The organism is Bacillus sp. LB7 (assembly GCF_030449715.1).
GTDB lineage: Bacteria > Bacillota > Bacilli > Bacillales > Bacillaceae > Bacillus > Bacillus paralicheniformis.
Genome location: NZ_JASGCA010000003.1, coordinates 253438 through 271759 on the forward strand (window position 1 = coordinate 253438; position 18322 = coordinate 271759).

The 18322-nt window shown below is 42.9% G+C and carries 15 protein-coding genes, 2 pseudogenes and 1 riboswitch; of the genes and pseudogenes, 13 read left to right on the forward strand and 4 right to left on the reverse strand.

From position 1 onward, the window contains the following. Positions 1 to 86 precede the first annotated feature (86 nt). The 5 genes from adhE (at position 87) to ahpF (ending at position 7119) form a co-directional block, all read left to right on the forward strand. Positions 87 to 2690 carry a bifunctional acetaldehyde-CoA/alcohol dehydrogenase gene (adhE, locus tag QMZ64_RS06080; RefSeq protein WP_265625229.1) on the forward strand — a complete coding sequence of 868 codons (2604 nt, stop codon included), beginning with the start codon at positions 87 to 89 and terminating at the stop codon, positions 2688 to 2690. Between the two features lie 154 nt (positions 2691 to 2844). Beyond that, positions 2845 to 3456, forward strand: a complete 612-nt coding sequence (locus QMZ64_RS06085; protein ID WP_265625228.1) for a DUF421 domain-containing protein — start codon at positions 2845 to 2847, stop codon at positions 3454 to 3456. 13 nt (positions 3457 to 3469) lie between these two features. After that, positions 3470 to 4765 carry a chloride channel protein gene (locus tag QMZ64_RS06090; RefSeq protein WP_265625227.1) on the forward strand — a complete coding sequence of 432 codons (1296 nt, stop codon included), beginning with the start codon at positions 3470 to 3472 and terminating at the stop codon, positions 4763 to 4765. A gap of 247 nt (positions 4766 to 5012) precedes the next feature. Next, a complete protein-coding gene (gene ahpC, locus QMZ64_RS06095) occupies positions 5013 to 5576 on the forward strand; it encodes an alkyl hydroperoxide reductase subunit C (RefSeq protein ID WP_020453590.1) in 564 nt (187 codons plus the stop codon). 13 nt (positions 5577 to 5589) lie between these two features. Then, on the forward strand, positions 5590 to 7119 hold the full coding sequence (gene ahpF / locus QMZ64_RS06100) for an alkyl hydroperoxide reductase subunit F (protein ID WP_265625226.1): 1530 nt from the start codon (positions 5590 to 5592) through the stop codon (positions 7117 to 7119). A gap of 48 nt (positions 7120 to 7167) precedes the next feature. Here ahpF and QMZ64_RS06105 read toward each other — a convergent pair whose 3' ends face one another. Further along, positions 7168 to 7290: a hypothetical protein gene (locus tag QMZ64_RS06105; RefSeq protein ID WP_265625224.1), complete on the reverse strand. Its 123-nt coding sequence runs from the start codon at positions 7288 to 7290 to the stop codon at positions 7168 to 7170. A gap of 127 nt (positions 7291 to 7417) precedes the next feature. Beyond that, positions 7418 to 8770, reverse strand: a complete 1353-nt coding sequence (locus tag QMZ64_RS06110) for an amino acid permease (protein ID WP_025810517.1) — start codon at positions 8768 to 8770, stop codon at positions 7418 to 7420. A 148-nt stretch (positions 8771 to 8918) separates the two neighbouring features. After that, positions 8919 to 8998, reverse strand: a riboswitch (glycine riboswitch). A 469-nt stretch (positions 8999 to 9467) separates the two neighbouring features. Between QMZ64_RS06110 and fbp the strand changes: the two genes are divergently transcribed. Next, complete coding sequence (gene fbp / locus QMZ64_RS06115; RefSeq protein WP_301441190.1) at positions 9468 to 11393, forward strand: fructose-1,6-bisphosphatase; 1926 nt, start codon at positions 9468 to 9470, stop codon at positions 11391 to 11393. Positions 11394 to 11631: 238 nt separating this feature from the next. Continuing rightward, positions 11632 to 11862 carry a DUF2306 domain-containing protein gene (locus QMZ64_RS06120; protein WP_301441205.1) on the forward strand — a complete coding sequence of 77 codons (231 nt, stop codon included), beginning with the start codon at positions 11632 to 11634 and terminating at the stop codon, positions 11860 to 11862. A 125-nt stretch (positions 11863 to 11987) separates the two neighbouring features. Here QMZ64_RS06120 and QMZ64_RS06125 read toward each other — a convergent pair. After that, positions 11988 to 12223, reverse strand: a pseudogene (locus QMZ64_RS06125) (NAD(P)H-dependent oxidoreductase); the annotation flags it as partial. Next, positions 12222 to 12428: pseudogene (locus QMZ64_RS23275) on the reverse strand (thioredoxin reductase); the annotation flags it as partial. The pseudogenes QMZ64_RS06125 and QMZ64_RS23275, both read right to left, overlap by 2 nt. A 575-nt stretch (positions 12429 to 13003) precedes the next feature. On the opposite strand from QMZ64_RS23275, the gene QMZ64_RS06130 reads away from it, so the two are divergent. From QMZ64_RS06130 to QMZ64_RS06155, 6 genes are all read left to right on the forward strand, one after another. Continuing rightward, positions 13004 to 13924, forward strand: coding sequence for an iron-hydroxamate ABC transporter substrate-binding protein (locus QMZ64_RS06130; RefSeq protein WP_265625222.1), 921 nt, complete (start codon positions 13004 to 13006; stop codon positions 13922 to 13924). Positions 13925 to 14008: 84 nt separating this feature from the next. After that, entirely contained in the window at positions 14009 to 15019 is a 1011-nt protein-coding gene (locus tag QMZ64_RS06135; RefSeq protein WP_265627879.1) for a FecCD family ABC transporter permease, read from the forward strand. Then, positions 15016 to 16020, forward strand: a complete 1005-nt coding sequence (locus QMZ64_RS06140) for a FecCD family ABC transporter permease (protein WP_265625221.1) — start codon at positions 15016 to 15018, stop codon at positions 16018 to 16020. The genes QMZ64_RS06135 and QMZ64_RS06140 overlap by 4 nt, the downstream gene beginning before the upstream one ends. A 74-nt stretch (positions 16021 to 16094) precedes the next feature. Further along, entirely contained in the window at positions 16095 to 16406 is a 312-nt protein-coding gene (locus tag QMZ64_RS06145) for a nucleotide pyrophosphohydrolase (RefSeq protein ID WP_152845925.1), read from the forward strand. Positions 16407 to 16685: 279 nt separating this feature from the next. Beyond that, positions 16686 to 17588: an ABC transporter ATP-binding protein gene (locus QMZ64_RS06150; protein WP_265625220.1), complete on the forward strand. Its 903-nt coding sequence runs from the start codon at positions 16686 to 16688 to the stop codon at positions 17586 to 17588. Further along, on the forward strand, positions 17585 to 18322 hold the full coding sequence (locus QMZ64_RS06155) for an ABC transporter permease (RefSeq protein WP_301441191.1): 738 nt from the start codon (positions 17585 to 17587) through the stop codon (positions 18320 to 18322). Before QMZ64_RS06150 ends, QMZ64_RS06155 begins: the two co-directional genes overlap by 4 nt.

Genomic DNA, 18322 nt, shown 5'->3' on the forward strand with positions numbered 1-18322 from the left:
AAATGTTTCACAAAAAATGTCCGCATCATTCATCCCTGGACATCCTGTTGTAATCAAATTCCTATTCATTCACTGGAGGGTTTACAATGGCAATCGAAGAAAAGGAAATGAAACAAAAGCAAAATGCCTCAAACATGATTGATCAGCTAGTCGAAAAAGGCCTAAAGGCATTGGAAGAATTCCGCAGCTTTGATCAGGAGCAGATTGATGAGATCGTCAAACAGATGGCGCTTGCCGGCCTTGATCAGCACATGCCTCTCGCCAAACTTGCCGTCGAAGAAACGAAGCGCGGCGTTTATGAAGATAAAATCATTAAAAACATGTTTGCCACAGAGTATGTCTACCATCATATCAAATACGATAAAACAGTGGGCATCATCAATGAAAACGAACACGACGGAGTCATTGAAATCGCGGAGCCTGTCGGTGTCATCGCCGGGGTGACGCCGGTGACCAACCCTACTTCCACTACAATGTTCAAGTCCCTGATAGCGATCAAAACAAGAAACCCTATCGTGTTTGCTTTCCATCCATCGGCCCAAAAATGCAGCCGCGAAGCGGCGAGAATCCTTCGGGACGCAGCCGTCAAAGCAGGAGCACCCGACAACTGTATCCAATGGATTGAAACGCCTTCGCTGAATGCAACTCAAGCCTTAATGACCCATCCGAACGTTTCCCTGATTCTCGCAACAGGGGGCGCCGGCATGGTGAAATCAGCGTACAGCTCCGGAAAACCGGCCCTTGGCGTCGGACCTGGAAACGTTCCGTGCTACATCGAGAAGTCTGCCAACCTGAAGCAAGCCGTCAATGATCTGATCTTATCCAAAACATTTGACAACGGCATGATTTGCGCATCAGAGCAGGCCGTCATCATAGACAAAGACATCTACTCAGACGTCAAAGTCGAAATGACAAGAAACAACTGCTATTTCTTAAATGAAACCGAAAAATCAAAGGTCGAGAAATTGGTCATCAATGAAAATACTTGCGCGGTAAACGCTGATATCGTCGGCATGCCGGCATTCAAAATCGCTGAAATGGCCGGTGTCAAAGTGCCTCAAGATACAAAAATCCTCATCGCCGAATTAGAAGGCGTAGGTCCGGATTACCCGCTTTCCAGGGAAAAACTGAGCCCTGTTTTAGCGTGCTACAAAGTCAGCGGAATTCAAGAGGGATTAAAACGCGCCGAAGACATGCTCGCGTTCGGTGGAACCGGCCACTCGGCGGTAATTCATACGAACGATCAAGAAGCCGTTAAAGAATTCGGATTACGGATGAAAGCCGGGCGGATCATCGTCAATGCACCGTCGTCACAAGGGGCGATCGGCGACATTTACAACGCCTATATGCCTTCTTTAACACTCGGATGCGGCACATATGGCGGAAACTCCGTCTCGTCAAACGTTGGAGCTGTTCATTTAATCAACACGAAAAAAGTGGCGAAAAGGAATGTCAATATGCAGTGGTTTAAAGTTCCTCCAAAAATCTATTTTGAAAAACACGCAACCCAATATTTAGCGAAAATGCCTGACATCTCAAAAGCGTTGATTGTGACTGATCCGGGGATGGTGAAACTCGGATATGTAGACCGCGTCCTACACTACTTAAGAAGGCGCCCGGATTACGTTCATTGTGAAATTTTTTCTGATGTCGAGCCTGATCCTTCAATCGAAACGGTGATGAACGGCGTCGACATGATGGCCAAATTCCAGCCGGATGTCATCATCGCTCTCGGCGGAGGCTCTGCAATGGATGCCGCAAAAGGAATGTGGTTGTTCTATGAGCACCCGGATGCTGAATTCTTTGGATTAAAGCAAAAATTCCTGGACATCCGCAAGCGCATCGTCAAATACCCGAAACTGGGCGAAAAAGCAAAATTTGTCGCGATCCCGACAACATCAGGCACAGGCTCTGAAGTCACTTCATTCTCTGTCATTACAGACAAAGAAACGAATACGAAGTATCCGCTGGCCGACTATGAATTAACACCGGACGTCGCAATCATTGACCCGCAATTTGTCATGACCGTGCCGAAACATATTACGGCTGACACAGGAATGGACGTATTAACTCACGCAATTGAATCATACGTATCGTGCATGGCCAACGACTATACAGACGGCTTGGCCATGAAGGCCATCCAGCTGATCTTCGAATACCTGCCTAGAGCATACAAAAACGGCAGCGACGAGCTGGCCCGCGAAAAAGTGCATAATGCATCAACGATTGCCGGAATGGCGTTTTCCAATGCCTTCCTCGGCATCAACCACAGCTTAGCTCATAAGCTTGGCGCGGAGTTTCACATCGCTCACGGACGGGCAAACGCCATCCTTCTGCCGCACGTGATCCGCTATAATGCAGAAAAGCCGAAAAAGTTCACGGCATTTCCTAAATACAGCCACTTCATAGCCGATCAGCGCTACGCGGAGATTGCCAGAACGCTCGGCCTGCCTGCAAAAACAACTGCAGAAGGCGTTGAAAGCCTGATCCAGGAGATTATCTCGCTCGCCAAAGAGCTTAAAATTCCGATGAGCATTAAACAAAACGGCGTGGATGCCGCCGCATTCGAAAGCAAAGTGGATCTCATGGCCGAACGCGCCTTTGAAGATCAGTGCACGACAGCCAATCCGAAGCTGCCGTTGGTATCTGAATTGGCTGAGATTTATCGTTCGGCTTTTAAAGGCGTTTAATCAACAATTAAGTGAAAGCCATCCTGCAGTGGATGGCTTTTTGCCGTTTTTAAAACCTTAAAAAAATTGCGTCTAGGCTGTGCAACCATGAATAATTTTATATCTCTTCTACAACATATAATTATTACGTTGTTTTTTGAAAGGAGGAATGTTCTTGGACCTACAGTTCATCTGGAAAGCTGTTGTCATTGTCATAGGAGGCGTTCTCATTTTGCGGTTAGCCGGAAGAAAGTCTATTTCACAGCTTACTGTTGCACAGACCGTCATCATGATCGCTGTTGGTTCATTAATTATCCAACCCGTTAATGACAGGAATATTTGGATTACAATGCTCGTCACTTTTTTAATGATTCTCACGCTTCTTTTAATTGAGTATTGCGCTTTGAAATTTGATGCCTTAGAGAGCTTTATTTATGGAAAATCAGTTATGGTTGTTGAAAACGGTCAAATTAATATTAATAACTTAAAAAAAATGCGTTTAACTGTAGATATGCTTGAAGTAAGGTTGAGACAACAAAACATTCAATCATTTAAAGACTTACAATTGGCGACAATCGAATCAAACGGACAGTTAGGGTATATGTTAAAACCAAATAAACAATATGTTACTAAAGAGGATATTCAACAGCTCAAATCGCTGATTGAAAGGAATCTCGACCAACCTCCTATTGAACCTCCGGGGCCGCAAACAAATTCATCACATAACATTTTTACGGAAATTAAAGACCCTATACATTCCAAAAAGCATTCTAAAGAATTGAAATGAGGTTACCAATCAAGTGATACAGGATAAAAGTTTTTTAAAGGTTCTTGTTAAATGGATATTATACGGAGGTGTCATTGGCGGAATTGTGGGATCAACGACTGCCTTCCTGCTAGAAACTAACGACTATCTGGGTGAAATAAGAGAGAAAAACGACTGGCTCATATTCCTTCTGCCGCTTGGAGGACTTGTCATTGGTTACATCTACATGAATTATGGAAAAGTATTCTTACATAACACCTTAAATGACACCGCCCAATTAAATAACCTTGTGATTGACGCCGTTAATAGAGAAAAAAAAGTTCCGCAGAGAATGGGACCTATTGTGTATCTCGGAACTTTTATAACGGTTTTTTTTGGTGGGTCGACCGGGAGAGAAGGTGCAGCTGTCCAGATGGGGGGCAGTGTGGCTCAAATGGTCAACAAGTTATTTAAGGTCGGTTTGTTAGACACGAAAATTGTCATCATGAGCGGCATTAGTGCCGGATTTGGTGCGGCATTTGGAGCTCCTATAACCGGTGCTGTTTTCGGAATGGAGATGACTGCTTTAGGAAAACTTAAATTTGAAGCGCTTGTCCCTTGTTTTGTCGCTAGCTTCACTGGTCACTATATCACGACTGCGGCTTGGGGAGTTAAGCACGAAGAATTTATGATCCATGCTCTACCAGAGTTATCTTTCATCACATTTGTAAAAGTTCTTCTTGTTTCTGTAATCTTCGGCCTATTAAGCGTCACATATAGCCAGTTGAGACACGGGATAGAAGCATTCACCGAGAGCATTTTTAATCAAAACCATATGAAACGAGCCTTTGTGGGAGGAATCATCATTGTATGCTTATTTTTAATAGTCGGCTCACAAGACTACAATGGTCGAGGTTTGGACATGTTAGAGCAGGCTTTTAAAGAAGAGGTGCCTCCGTTTGCCTTCCTCGCCAAGCTCATCTTTACCGCTGTTACTTTGGGGACGGGGTTTGTCGGCGGTGAGGCTATCCCATTATTTTTCATGGGCGCTACACTAGGGAACACCTTACACTCCATTGTTCATTTACCCCTCTCATTTTTAGCGGCAGTAGGGCTGATTGCTGCGTTTTGCGGCGGTGCCAATACCCCTATTGCAGCGTTCTTGTTGGCACTGGAAATGTTTGATGGAAAAGGGATTGAGTACTTTTTTGCCGCTTGTCTTGTCAGCTATATATGTTCCGGCCACCATGGGCTATGGCCGTCCCAAAAAGTATATGCACCGAAGAGCCGGTTGTACGGTGTTGCTGACGGAGAAACGATCAAAAACGCTAAAAAAAAGAAAAAGTCTTAGACGAGATGTCCATCCTTTTTGCGGATGGCTTTTTTGTTTACCACATATGCATGATTTTCATTTAGAACTTCCGATTCTCACCTTTCTAACTGGAAGAATCAATTCTCAACTATCTAAACCTTGTCCAAACAAAGCCCTTGACAAAAAATATTTATTATTTGATAATTTATATATAATTATAATAATTATAGAGAAATAAAGTTTACAATTTTTATTTCTCTTAAACTACATTCAGGAGGACGATATTATGTCTCTAATCGGAAAAGAAGTACAACCATTCGCAGCAAAAGCTTACAAAAACGGTGAGTTTATCGATGTTACACACGAAGATCTGAAAGGCCAATGGAGCATTTTCTGCTTCTATCCAGCGGATTTCTCATTTGTTTGCCCGACTGAGCTTGAAGACCTTCAAAACGAATATGCTGCCCTAAAAGAACTTGGTGTCGAAGTATACTCTGTTTCTACAGACACTCACTTCGTACATAAAGGATGGCATGACAGCTCTGAGAAAATCGGCAAAATCACTTACGCGATGATCGGCGACCCGTCTCAAACGATCTCCCGCAACTTTGAAGTGCTGAACGAAGAAGAAGGTCTTGCTGACCGCGGAACATTCATCATCGATCCGGACGGTGTGATCCAAGCTGTTGAAATTAACGCAGGCGGTATCGGCCGTGATGCAAGCACCCTGATCAACAAAGTAAAAGCGGCTCAATACGTCCGCCAAAACCCAGGCGAAGTTTGCCCGGCTAAATGGGAAGAAGGTTCTGAAACACTGACACCAAGCCTTGACCTAGTAGGCAAAATCTAAGGAGTGCATTCAATTGGTACTTGAAGCAAATATCAAAGCACAATTAAACCAATACATGCAGATGATTGAAAATGACATCGTCCTTAAAGTCAGTACAGGCGATGACAGTGTCTCTAAGGATATGCTGGCTCTTGTAGAAGAGCTGGCTTCCATGTCATCAAAAATCACTGTTGAAAAGGCGCAGCTCGACAGAACGCCAAGCTTCAGCGTCAATCGTGCCGGAGAAGAAACAGGCGTCACATTCGCCGGAGTTCCGCTCGGTCACGAATTCACATCTTTGGTGCTGGCACTCTTGCAAGTAAGCGGCCGACCGCCGAAAGTCGATCAAAAAATCATCGATCAAATCAAGAACATCAGCGGCGAATACCGCTTCGAATCTTATATCAGCCTCACATGCCACAACTGCCCGGACGTTGTGCAGGCATTGAACATGATGAGCGTGCTCAACCCGAACATCACGCACACGATGATCGATGGTGCGGCATACAAGTCAGAAGTCGAAAGCAAAAACATTATGGCTGTGCCGACCGTATACTTGAACGGCGAATCCTTTGGAAGCGGCCGAATGACGCTTGAAGAAATTCTTGCGAAAATGGGCAGCGGCACAGATGCATCTGAGCTTTCTGATAAAGATCCGTTCGATGTACTCGTTGTCGGAGGCGGACCTGCCGGTGCAAGCGCAGCAATCTATGCGGCGCGCAAAGGCATCCGCACAGGAATCGTTGCCGAACGCTTCGGCGGCCAAGTCCTTGACACGATGAGCATCGAGAACTTCATCAGCGTGAAGCGCACCGAAGGGCCGAAGCTTGCGGCAAGCCTTGAAGAACACGTGAAGGATTACGAGATCGACGTCATGAACCTGCAACGCGCAAAAGGTCTCGAGAAAAAAGATCTTTTCCATCTTGAACTCGAAAACGGCGCTGTTCTGAAAAGCAAAACCGTCATTCTGTCAACTGGCGCACGCTGGCGCAATATCGGCGTACCTGGCGAACAAGAGTTCAAAAACAAAGGTGTCGCATACTGCCCTCACTGTGACGGACCGTTGTTTGAAGGCAAAGACGTCGCCGTCATCGGCGGCGGAAACTCCGGTATCGAAGCAGCGATTGACCTTGCAGGCATCGTCAACCACGTGACTGTTCTTGAGTTCGCACCGGAGCTGAAAGCAGACGAAGTTCTGCAAAAACGTCTCTACAGTCTCCCTAACGTGACTGTCGTGAAAAACGCCCAAACAAAAGAAATCACGGGTGATGAAAACTTAAACGGCATCACTTACGTTGACCGTGAAACAGGAGAAGAAAAACACGTCGAGCTCCAAGGCGTCTTCGTCCAAATCGGTCTTGTGCCGAACACGGAATGGCTCCCTGAAACCGTCGAACGCAACCGCATCGGCGAAATCGCAGTCGATAAACGCGGCGAAACAACAATCCCTGGCCTATTCGCTGCCGGCGACTGCACAGACGGACCATATAACCAAATCATTATTTCGATGGGATCGGGGGCAAATGCCGCATTAGGGGCGTTTGATTATTTGATCCGAAACTAACACGAAAGGCGCTATGCTGCTTAAACGGCAGTATGGCGCTTTTTTATGTTATAACCCATATAAATAGGACTTCACATCATGGCTGACAAACGCTTTCCATATGATCAAATTGTACGGATAGGACCAAGCGGGATATTGCGATTGTCCATTCATGTATGAATTGTATTCCATGACTCCATTCCTCTCGTTCTCATGTCTACATTAAATATAAACCTATAAAAGGAAACGGTTAATCAAAAATAAAGACGGCATACTGCATGCAGTACACCGTCTTTTTCAAGAGATTTAATTTGACTCATCATGTTCTTTTTGTCCTGTTTTTTTTCATCCAAAATAAAATAAACAATACAATAAACCATAGAGGAGTCAGCAGCAAGGCCGGGCGAGTCGCATCCGCATACAGCATAATCATGAGAATGACCGCAAACATCGCCAGGACAACATAATTGATAAACGGCGCGAATGGCGCTTTGAATGTTGATGCTGCGTGTAAGTGCGGACGGGTTTTCCTGTATCTGATATGACTGACAAGAATCACACCCCACACCCATATGAAACAAATCGCGCTGATGGTTGTCACGATCCCAAAGGCTTGTTCCGGTATCAGTTTGCTTAATAGCGCCCCTGCTGACAGGACAATGGTTGATACCCATAACGCGTGACTCGGCACATGGTTTTTATTCAGCTTCGCAAAATTGGCCGGGCCCTGTTTCGTTTTACTTAAATTGTACAGAATCCGGCTTGTTGAAAACATCCCGCTGTTACAAGCAGACGCGGCTGACGTTAATACAACAAAATTAATGATTCCCGCGGCAAGCGGGATGCCGACTAAGCTGAAGGTTTTCACAAAAGGACTTTCCGCTGCATTCAGTTCCATCCAAGGGTTAATACATAATAAGACGATAAGCGCGCCGACGTAGAAAAATAAAATCCGTAAAGGAATTTTATTAATAGCCGATGGAATATTTTTTTTCGGGTTCGACGTTTCCGCCGCCGATACACCTACTAATTCCACACCGACATATGCAAAGATCACCATTTGGAAAGAAAGCAAAAAGCCTGAAAATCCGTTTGGAAACAAACCGCCATGCGCCCAAAGGTTGGTAACCGAAACCGTTCCTGTATGCGTCTTAAACCCGATCACCAGCAAAATAACACCGATGACAATTAACGCAAGAATCGTGATCACCTTTATTAAAGCGAACCAAAATTCCAATTCTCCAAAAAGCTTGACAGTCAACAGATTGAGCCCTAATAAAATGAGTAAACAGATAAGTGCAGGGACCCACTGCGGAATATCAAACCAATATTTCACATAGACACCGACGGCAATCACATCCGCCATAGCTGTCATAATCCAGCAAAACCAATAGGTCCACCCGGTGACAAACGCCGCACGCGGCCCCAGATACTCCTCGGCAATATCGGTTAACGATTGATAACCCGCTTTAGATAACAGCAATTCTCCCAGCGCCCGCATCACGAAAAAAAGCGCAATACCTACAATGAAATACGCAAAGATGATAGAAGGACCCGCCAATTGAATCGCCTTACCGGAGCCTAAAAACAACCCGGTGCCAATCGTCCCGCCAATAGCGATAAGCTGTACGTGCCGATTGGATAAGTCCCTCTTTAATTCCCGCTGTTCCACATCAAACTCCTCCTTACCTCTCTAGTGAACGACGAGCAGTAAAAAAGCCCATAAAAAAAAGAGATTGGATGTCCTCCAATCTCGCGGTCATAAGAATATCAAAATATATTTGTGCCGCTGACAATCATCAGCACGACAAATACATATTCGGTACTCTTCTGTCCTTTTGCCTGAGATTGTGAACCCTTCGGCGCCGCAGAATTCCGCGGTCTCTCCAGAAGCTGCTCCTGCTGTAGTGCGACCCACAGCAATCATAGCTTGCATGTATTGAGTTTTTCGATAGAGATAATTACTATCGGATAACTTTTAATTTTAATAGAGGTTGAGTGATTTGTCAATGGTTCTATTTATAGTTAACGCTAGTATTCTTAAACTCACCTATATACTAGCGACAATATTTTCCTCCCCTTTCTGAAAACGAGACAATGCTGGGATAGAAAGAAATCAATTCCATGAAAGTGACCAAGCCAAAGCCGGGTTACTCTGAAATGCGGTGTCCGATTAATGTTAAAGAAGCTTTCTCTCCGCTCTCTCAGCGCCTCTTTCCCTCGTTTTGATTGTCTCAAAAAGGAGTTATGCGGTACTATCATATAAAGGTCAATTATTTAAAAATAATGTCATACTTTTAAAATCACCTTATCATGCAAATGCTCGTACATAGGGGGCAACTCCTATTCTAAAAAGGGGATGGACGATTTTGGAAACCAAATATTTAGATTTACTCGCACAAAAATACGATTGTGAAGAAAAAGTGGTAACGGAAATCATTAATTTGAAAGCGATACTGAACCTGCCGAAAGGCACCGAGCATTTTGTCAGTGATTTGCACGGCGAATACCAGGCATTCCAGCACGTGCTGCGAAATGGTTCAGGAAGAGTAAAAGAGAAGATACGCGATATTTTCAGCGGTGTCATTTATGATAGAGAAATTGATGAATTAGCAGCATTAGTGTATTATCCGGAAGACAAACTGAAGTTAATAAAACATAATTACGATACGAAAGCATCGTTAAACGATTGGTATAAAGAAACGATTAATCGAATGATTAAGCTCGTATCTTATTGCTCTTCCAAGTATACCCGCTCCAAATTACGCAAAGCACTGCCCTCTCAGTTTGCGTATATTACGGAGGAGCTGCTGTATAAAACAGAAGAAGCTGCCAACAAAGAACAGTATTACTCCAAAATCGTAGATCAGATCATTGCGCTTGGCCAAGCTGATAAGCTGATCACCGGTCTTGCATATAGCACGCAGCGATTGGTGGTCGACCATCTGCATGTGGTCGGCGATATTTACGACCGCGGACCGCAGCCGGACAGGATTATGGAGGAACTGATCAACTATCATTCAGTCGATATTCAGTGGGGAAATCACGATGTCCTTTGGATAGGCGCTTATTCAGGCTCTAAAGTATGCCTGGCAAATATTATCCGCATCTGTGCCCGCTATGACAACTTGGATATTATTGAAGATGTGTACGGCATCAATCTGAGACCGCTCTTGAACCTTGCCGAAAAATATTACGATGATAACCCATCTTTCCGTCCGAAAGCAGACGAAAACAGACCGGAAGATGAGATTAAGCAAATCACAAAAATTCATCAAGCGATTGCGATGATCCAATTCAAGCTTGAAAGCCCGATTATCAAGAGACGGCCGAACTTTAATATGGAGGAACGGCTGTTACTAGAAAAGATTGATTATGCCCGAAATGAAATCACGCTGAACGGAAAAACATATCAGCTGGAAAACACCTGCTTTGCGACAGTGAATCCGGAGCAGCCAGATCAGCTATTAGAAGAAGAAGCAGAAGTCATAGACAAGCTGCTATTCTCTGTCCAGCATTCCGAAAAGCTGGGCCGCCATATGAATTTTATGATGAAAAAAGGCAGCCTTTATTTAAAATATAACGGCAACCTATTGATTCACGGCTGTATTCCTGTAGACGAAAACGGCAATATGGAAGAGATGATGATTGAGGACAGAGCCTATGCGGGCCGTGAGCTGCTTGATGTATTTGAACGATTCTTGCGGGAAGCGTTTGCCCACCCGGAAGAAACCGATGATCTGGCGACGGATATGGTCTGGTATTTATGGACAGGCGAGTACTCCTCCCTTTTTGGAAAACGCGCAATGACGACCTTTGAGCGTTATTTCATTAAAGAGAAGGAAACACATAAAGAGAAGAAAAACCCGTATTACTATTTGCGTGAAGACGAGGCAACCTGCCGAAACATCCTGAAAGAATTCGGCCTCAACCCGGATCATGGCCATATCATCAACGGCCATACACCGGTAAAAGAAATCGAAGGAGAAGATCCGATCAAAGCAAACGGAAAAATGATCGTCATCGACGGCGGCTTCTCCAAAGCCTACCAATCGACAACAGGTATCGCCGGCTACACGCTGTTATACAACTCCTACGGCATGCAGCTCGTCGCCCATAAACACTTTAATTCCAAGGCGGAAGTGCTGAGCACCGGAACTGATGTCTTAACGGTGAAACGATTAGTGGATAAAGAACTTGAGCGGAAGAAAGTAAAGGAAACGAATGTTGGTGAGGAACTCTTGAAGGAAATAGCTATTTTGGAGAGATTGCGGGAGTATCGGTATATGAAGTGAGGAAATGTGAGTTCAGGGATCATTCTCTGGGCTCTTTTTTACGGTTTTCCACTTCGTAAAGCAAATTGCTAACAAGGTCTGGTTTTCTGCTCGTTCATAGATAAGTAAGCGGCGATTGATCTGGCAGGTATCGTCAACCATGTCACTGTTCTTGAAGTTTATGTCTCTTTTTGCAACCGGAGGATTGCCCAGTACAATCGGATTTCTGATTTTAAATACATTATGACTTGGAACGACTATCCTTGCTTATCTGTCTATTAAAGGAAAAAAAGTCATACTGCACAGCCAATGGATGATGAGAAGCTTCTTTCTTTCATTTGCGAATATGACGATTTATATAATAGTTGCGATTACGCATAACCTAATGAATGTCTCATATGAACATTCCTACACAATAGCCGTTTGGCTTTGCTGGATCATCAACCTGCTGATTGCGGAATTTATCATTAAAAAGCAGGTATTTTCATAAAGCTTTCTTCAAAGGCTTAATCATTTTTGATTAAGCCTTGCATAGCGATGAAACGGCTAATTGATAGATTCATAGAAAGATTTTGCTTTAGACTGTTTATATTACTGAGAAGTATTTTTTAATGGTTATCGATTTACCTTTCTAAAATAGTGATATATTTTTTCTAACTTTTCACTCTGCCTTCCTTTAGACTCTCCATATGGCCAAGTTCAAATATTTTCACTTTCTTGATTCCTATAAAGTGAAACACCGCTCTTTTCATCAACACTTTGTGACTGTTATTCAATAGAAACAAAGGGTACTTCTCAGGGCCTTTCATAGTCGAAATACAGACGACCGACTTTCCTTTCAAAAGCCCTCCTTGTATAATGATTTTGACCTGACGTCGCACTTAGAAAAAATGGGTATCGATTCTATTTTTTCCTTCAATACCCCACTGTTGGATCAACGGTCAATCCATTAACATCCCAAATTATTTTCTACAAATAAACAAGGATTTCCCCGCCAAGTTTCGGCCAATATTCAATTAGCTTCATCTCTCTTAACCCGCTATAAAAGGTTGAATATCATCCTGTTGACTCATCACCGTTCACTTCCAAACATCATTCGTAATTGATTATCAATGATAAGTTATTAAACTTGTTTTCATCATAATTAATTTTTTCTTTCTAAAAGGTTTCACTTTCATGAGGGTACTATGATAAGGACACAATTTTTACATTGACATATTGAAAAATGAAATATATATTTATTGTTGATATTGATAATCATTATCGTTTATTCATTTTCATTGTGCGGTTCATACAGCTATTTACTGAAGAATTAAATACTGGCTCTGGAGGACGTTTAATTGTAAAAAATCTCTGTGTAACGATTCCAGATAAAAAGGAACAACCATATCCTGAGGTCAGCGCCAATGGAATTGCTATGGCGCTTGTACGGGAGACGGACATGATTTTTTTGATGATGGTACTTTATGATTTACATCGAGCTGCTCGTTTTTTTCGGATTATATCATTGCATTAAAGACGGCGAGGCCGGGCTTGTGAAGGATGAGTACTGCGGGAAGTCTTTCAAATTGGCCCGAGAACAAATAAACCGAAGTGTGTTACTTACAATTTATTAAGAGGTGAAAATGAGCATGAAGAAACTATTAATCCCGTTTATGCTACTGCTGACGCTTATGATTAGTGCATGCGGCAATGAAGAGTCAGCAACAAAGGATAGCGGCTCAACAAAAAAAGAATCTAAAACGATTACATACCAAGCGGAAACAGGACCAATCGAAGTTCCAGCCGATCCGCAAAGAGTTGTTATGCTTTCAGGGTATACCGGAAATGTGTTAGATTTAGGAGTCAACGTTGTCGGTGTAGACACTTGGTCTAAAAACAATCCAACCTTTAAAGAAAAGTTAAAAGATGTTCAAGAAGTTTCAGAAGATGACCTAGAAAAAATTATTGAATTAGAGCCAGATTTAATCATCGCGTTATCAACGGTAAAAAATTTAGACAAATTAAATGAGATCGCTCCTACTGTTACTTATACATGGGGTAAAGTAGATTATTTAACTCAGCACGTGGAAATTGGCAAGCTACTAAACAAAGAAAAAGAAGCCCGAGCATGGGTTGACGACTTTAAACAGCGGGCAGAAGAAATCGGAGAAGATATTCGCACAAAAATCGGCAAGGATTCAACTGTATCTGTTATTGAAGCATATGGGAAAGATCTTTATGTTTACGGTAATAACTGGGCGCGCGGTACAGAAATCTTATATCAAACGATGAAACTAAATATGCCTGAAAAAGTAAAGAAAGACGCATTAAAAGCAGGGTATTATACGTTATCAGCTGAAGTGCTTCCAAAATATGCGGGAGATTATGTCATTTTAAGTAAGTACTCTGATGCGAATACATCTTTCCAAGAAACAGACACATACAAGAACATTCCAGCTGTCAAAAATGGACATGTCATTGAAATGCAAGGTGAAGGCGCATCATTCACTGACCCAATCACACTTGAAAAGCAACTAGCATTCTTTAAAAAAGCGTTTCTAGGAAACTAAGACTAGAAAAGCAGAGGTCTATTGAAAGGGGTTGGCCAAAGGGCAGCCCCTTTCCCATTCTAAGAAAGGAAAATGATGAGCTTTATGATAAGAAAAACTCAATCTTTTACCTCATTTGCCTTCAAACTCATCTTAGGAATTCTAGTGTTTATTGGTATGTTTTTTATGGCAATGGTATTTGGAGCTGCAGACGTTTCAGTTGAAGATGTATGGTTGGCTCTTTCGTCTTCTGCAACCGGCGATCATATTTCGATTATCCGTGATATTCGGTTACCTCGTGAAATAGCTGCGATTTTTGTTGGCGCAGCTCTTGCTGTCTCTGGTGCAATCATGCAAGGTATAACAAGAAACCCACTTGCTGATCCAGGTTTACTAGGATTATCTGCCGGGGCTTATGCAGCATTGGCTGTTACGATCGCTTTCATTCCATCAGCCAATTACTTTTTGACGATGGTTGCCTGTTTTATTGGAGCCGCACTCGGTGCCTTGTTGGTTTTTGGAATCGGTTCGATGAAAAAATGCGGATTCTCTCCTTTCCGTATTGTATTAGCGGGTTCTGCTGTTTCCGCCTTTTTATACGCCATTGCTGAAGGGATTGGCCTTTATTTTAAAATCTCTAAAGATATCTCGATGTGGACAGCAGGAGGGATGGTTGGAACAACTTGGAATCAACTGCGAATTATCGTACCTTTTATTATCATTGGAATTGTTGTTTCCTTTTTCCTCTCGAGACAACTTACCATTCTCAGCTTAAATGAAGAAGTTGCAGTTGGCTTAGGTCAAAATATCATCAGAATTAAAATCCTTCTATTTATTATCATTATCATTCTCGCGGGAGCATCTGTTGCTCTGGTTGGCAATATGACCTTTATCGGTCTTATGATTCCTCATATTGTTCGGGCAATTGTTGGAACCGATTATCGTTTTATTTTACCAATGTCTGCAACTTGCGGAGCTACTTTTATGCTATTTGCTGATACACTTGGCCGTACCTTAAATGCACCATACGAAACACCTGTTATAGCCATTGTCGCTATGCTTGGTTTACCGTTCTTCCTGATCATTGTCCGAAAGGGAGGAAAAACACTCTCATGATACATTCAACATTAATTAAAAAACAGCGAATGATTTTATCGATTTCTCTCATACTCATCATAGCTACAGCTATTATTGGGATGGGAATAGGGTCTGCTAGTTTATCTTTTGACAGACTCATCCACACTCTATTAGGTCAAGGAACCTTTAAAGAGGAATTTATATTATATTCTATTCGATTGCCTCGAATATTGATTACTTTATTAGCTGGGATGGCACTTGCTATATCAGGTGCTATTTTGCAAGGAATCACAAAAAATGATTTAGCTGATCCAGGCATTATTGGGATTAATTCCGGTGCTGGGGTTGCCATTGCCGTTTTCTTTTTATTTTTCCCGACTGAAGCTGGATCATTTGTTTATATGATTCCTATTGTTGGATTTATAGGAGCAATTATAACGGGCTTCTTCATTTATCTGTTAGCCTATAACAAAAATAGTGGTATGCAACCTATAGGCTTAGTCCTCATCGGGGTCGGATTCTCAACTGCACTTTCCGGAGCGATGATTGTCATTATTTCTTCTACTGAACGGACAAAAGTTGATTTCATCGCCAAATGGCTGGCGGGAAATATTTGGGGGGCAGATTGGCCATTTATTTGGGCTCTCCTGCCTTGGTTAGTCATCTTGATTCCGTTTACTTTGTACAAAGCAAGTCGACTAAATCTATTAGGATTAAGCGAGCCTGTAACCATTGGGGTTGGGATTTCCATTGAAAGGGAGCGGATCGTTTTGCTTTTAACAGCTGTCGCATTAGCGGCTGCTGCCGTTTCTGTCACAGGAGGTATTTCCTTTATCGGATTAATGGCCCCACATATCGCCAAAACTTTAGTAGGACCCAGAAATCAACTATTTATCCCTGTTGCTATTCTACTTGGCGGTTGGTTCTTATTATTCGCCGACACAATCGGACGTAATATCATTGAAACCACTATACCGGCTGGAATCATGGTCTCATTAATCGGGGCACCTTATTTTATTTATTTGTTATTGAAAAAATAAAAATCTAAAAACGAGGCTGTTCCAATGAGTCTCCAAAAATAGAGACTACTCGAGTTAGAAAGGGGAAAATGATCATGAGTGATATCCAAAGCTTAATCAACGCAATCAACGAATTCAGAGATGAACGAAACTGGAGACAATACCATAACCCAAAAGACCTCGCCATCTCAATCTCAATCGAAGCAGCAGAGCTGCTCGAAGACTTCCAATGGATCAGCAGTGAAGAAGCACTCCAAGCAAATAAAGAAAACATCCGTGAAGAAATCGCAGATGTTTTAATCTACTCATTCATGTTATGTAACGATCTTGGACTGGATGTGAAAGAGATTGTGGAAGAGAAGATTGTGAAGAATGGAAGGAAGTATCCGGTTAATCATAATGGTTAAAACTCTCCTTTTAAGTAGAGAGAGCTTCTTTCACAATTGAAGACCGCTCTCTCTATCTCCATGATGCGTTGATGATGATGGCGCTCTGCTTTGTTATCTTACCGTAATCCCCCCACTTCATTTGCTTTTACACCCTTCGGTTCTTTCTGCACCGTTCGCTAGCTTCCTGTTATTAAAAAAATGACATTTGTCACCCGATTTTCATGACATCACTTACTAAAATCCGCCTTCCTCAGCTTATACAATGAAATGAGTGAATCAGGAGGTGGTCTGTAAGCCATGAGCAATGTTGTGAGCTTGACGAATGTGACAAGGACATTCCGCCAAAAAACGGCGGTTGATCAGATAGATTTTTCAATTAAAAAAGGAGAAATTGTAGCCATTCTCGGGCCAAATGGGGCCGGGAAAACGACGACGATTTCAATGATATTGGGGCTGTTAAAACCGACGGCAGGCAACATCACATTATTCGGTTCCATTCCATATGAAAAACGGGTGCGTGAAAAAATCGGCACGATGCTACAGGAAGTCAGTGTCATGCCTGGTTTGCGTGCGGGTGAAATCATCGAACTCGTTAGGAGCTACTATCCAAAGCCTCTATCCTTTCAGAAGCTTAGAGCGCTGACAGGTTTGACAGACAAGGATTTAAAAACACAGGCGGAAAAATTGTCAGGCGGGCAAAAGCGGCGTCTCGGCTTTGCCTTGGCGCTTGCCGGTGATCCAGAACTGATGATCTTTGACGAACCCACGGTCGGAATGGATATCACTTCAAGAAACCGCTTTTGGCAAACGGTTCAAACGCTCGCAGAGCAAGGAAAAACAATTATTTTTTCTACACACTACTTACAGGAAGCAGATGATGCCGCACAACGAATCTTGCTGTTTAAAGACGGCAGCATAGTAGCTGACGGGACGCCGCTCCAAATAAAATCAAGAATATCGAAACATTCGGTTTCATTTATAGTCGATCCCGAACAGTCGCTCGAGAGGCTGTATCAGCACCCGGAAATCGAACAGATTTTTCGTAAAAACAACCGGGTTTATATCGACACAGCCAATACGGACAAAATATTGGAACTCATTTTCGCAGAAAAGATCGGCGCTTATGATATTCACATTGAACGAGGAAATCTTGAAAAGGCATTTCGCCAGCTGACAGGCAAAGGAGACGATGTAAAATGAATGTATTTCAGATGCAATGCCGAATGGAAATCAAAAGAATGCTTCGAAACCGCTATTTTGTCTTTTGGTCATTGGCTATGCCGATTGCTTTTTATTATATTTTTACAAATGTCGTCAATACGAATACTCCGGACCCTGCGGCTTGGAATGCGCATTATTTAATGTCGATGACAACATTCAGCGTCATGGGCTCTTCGATCATGACGCTCGGCATCCGCATGGTTCAAGAACGCACCCAAGGCTGGTCGACGTTCATTCGCGTAACGCCTCTTCCCGACCACATTTATTTTATCGCTCAAATGGCGGGGCAAAGCGTCATTCATATTCTTTCGATTACAGTAATTTTCTTAGCCGGCGCCTTGATTAACGGCGTTTCTTTATCCCCGTTGGAATGGTTCCTGAGCGGCTTGTGGGCCATGCTTGGCTCGCTCCCGTTTCTTGCGATCGGGACACTGATCGGGATGATGAAAAAAGTGGATACAGCAGCCGGAATCAGCAATGTGTTGTATATGGGCCTCGCTGTTTGCGGAGGGATGTGGATGCCGCTTGAAATTATGCCAAAAATGATGCAGAATATCGGCTATTGGCTGCCGTCCTATCATTATGGCAGCGGTGCCTGGGAAATCGCTCGAGGTCAAATGCCAAACTGGAAAAATATTCTCTTCCTATTCGCCTATTCAATCGTTATTATGCTACTATCTAAATATATAAGAAGAAAACAAGAAGCGGTGTGA

What these genes read in the sequence shown, in the direction of transcription:
- adhE (WP_265625229.1), top strand. Translation starts at nt 87, where the DNA reads ATGGCAATCGAAGAAAAGGAAATGAAACAAAAGCAAAATGCCTCAAAC.
- ahpC (WP_020453590.1), top strand. Translation starts at nt 5,013, where the DNA reads ATGTCTCTAATCGGAAAAGAAGTACAACCATTCGCAGCAAAAGCTTAC.
- QMZ64_RS06105 (WP_265625224.1), bottom strand. Translation starts at nt 7,290, where the DNA reads ATGGAATACAATTCATACATGAATGGACAATCGCAATATCCCGCTTGG.
- QMZ64_RS06130 (WP_265625222.1), top strand. Translation starts at nt 13,004, where the DNA reads ATGAAGAAACTATTAATCCCGTTTATGCTACTGCTGACGCTTATGATT.
- QMZ64_RS06135 (WP_265627879.1), top strand. Translation starts at nt 14,009, where the DNA reads ATGATAAGAAAAACTCAATCTTTTACCTCATTTGCCTTCAAACTCATC.
- QMZ64_RS06140 (WP_265625221.1), top strand. Translation starts at nt 15,016, where the DNA reads ATGATACATTCAACATTAATTAAAAAACAGCGAATGATTTTATCGATT.
- QMZ64_RS06145 (WP_152845925.1), top strand. Translation starts at nt 16,095, where the DNA reads ATGAGTGATATCCAAAGCTTAATCAACGCAATCAACGAATTCAGAGAT.
- QMZ64_RS06150 (WP_265625220.1), top strand. Translation starts at nt 16,686, where the DNA reads ATGAGCAATGTTGTGAGCTTGACGAATGTGACAAGGACATTCCGCCAA.
- QMZ64_RS06155 (WP_301441191.1), top strand. Translation starts at nt 17,585, where the DNA reads ATGAATGTATTTCAGATGCAATGCCGAATGGAAATCAAAAGAATGCTT.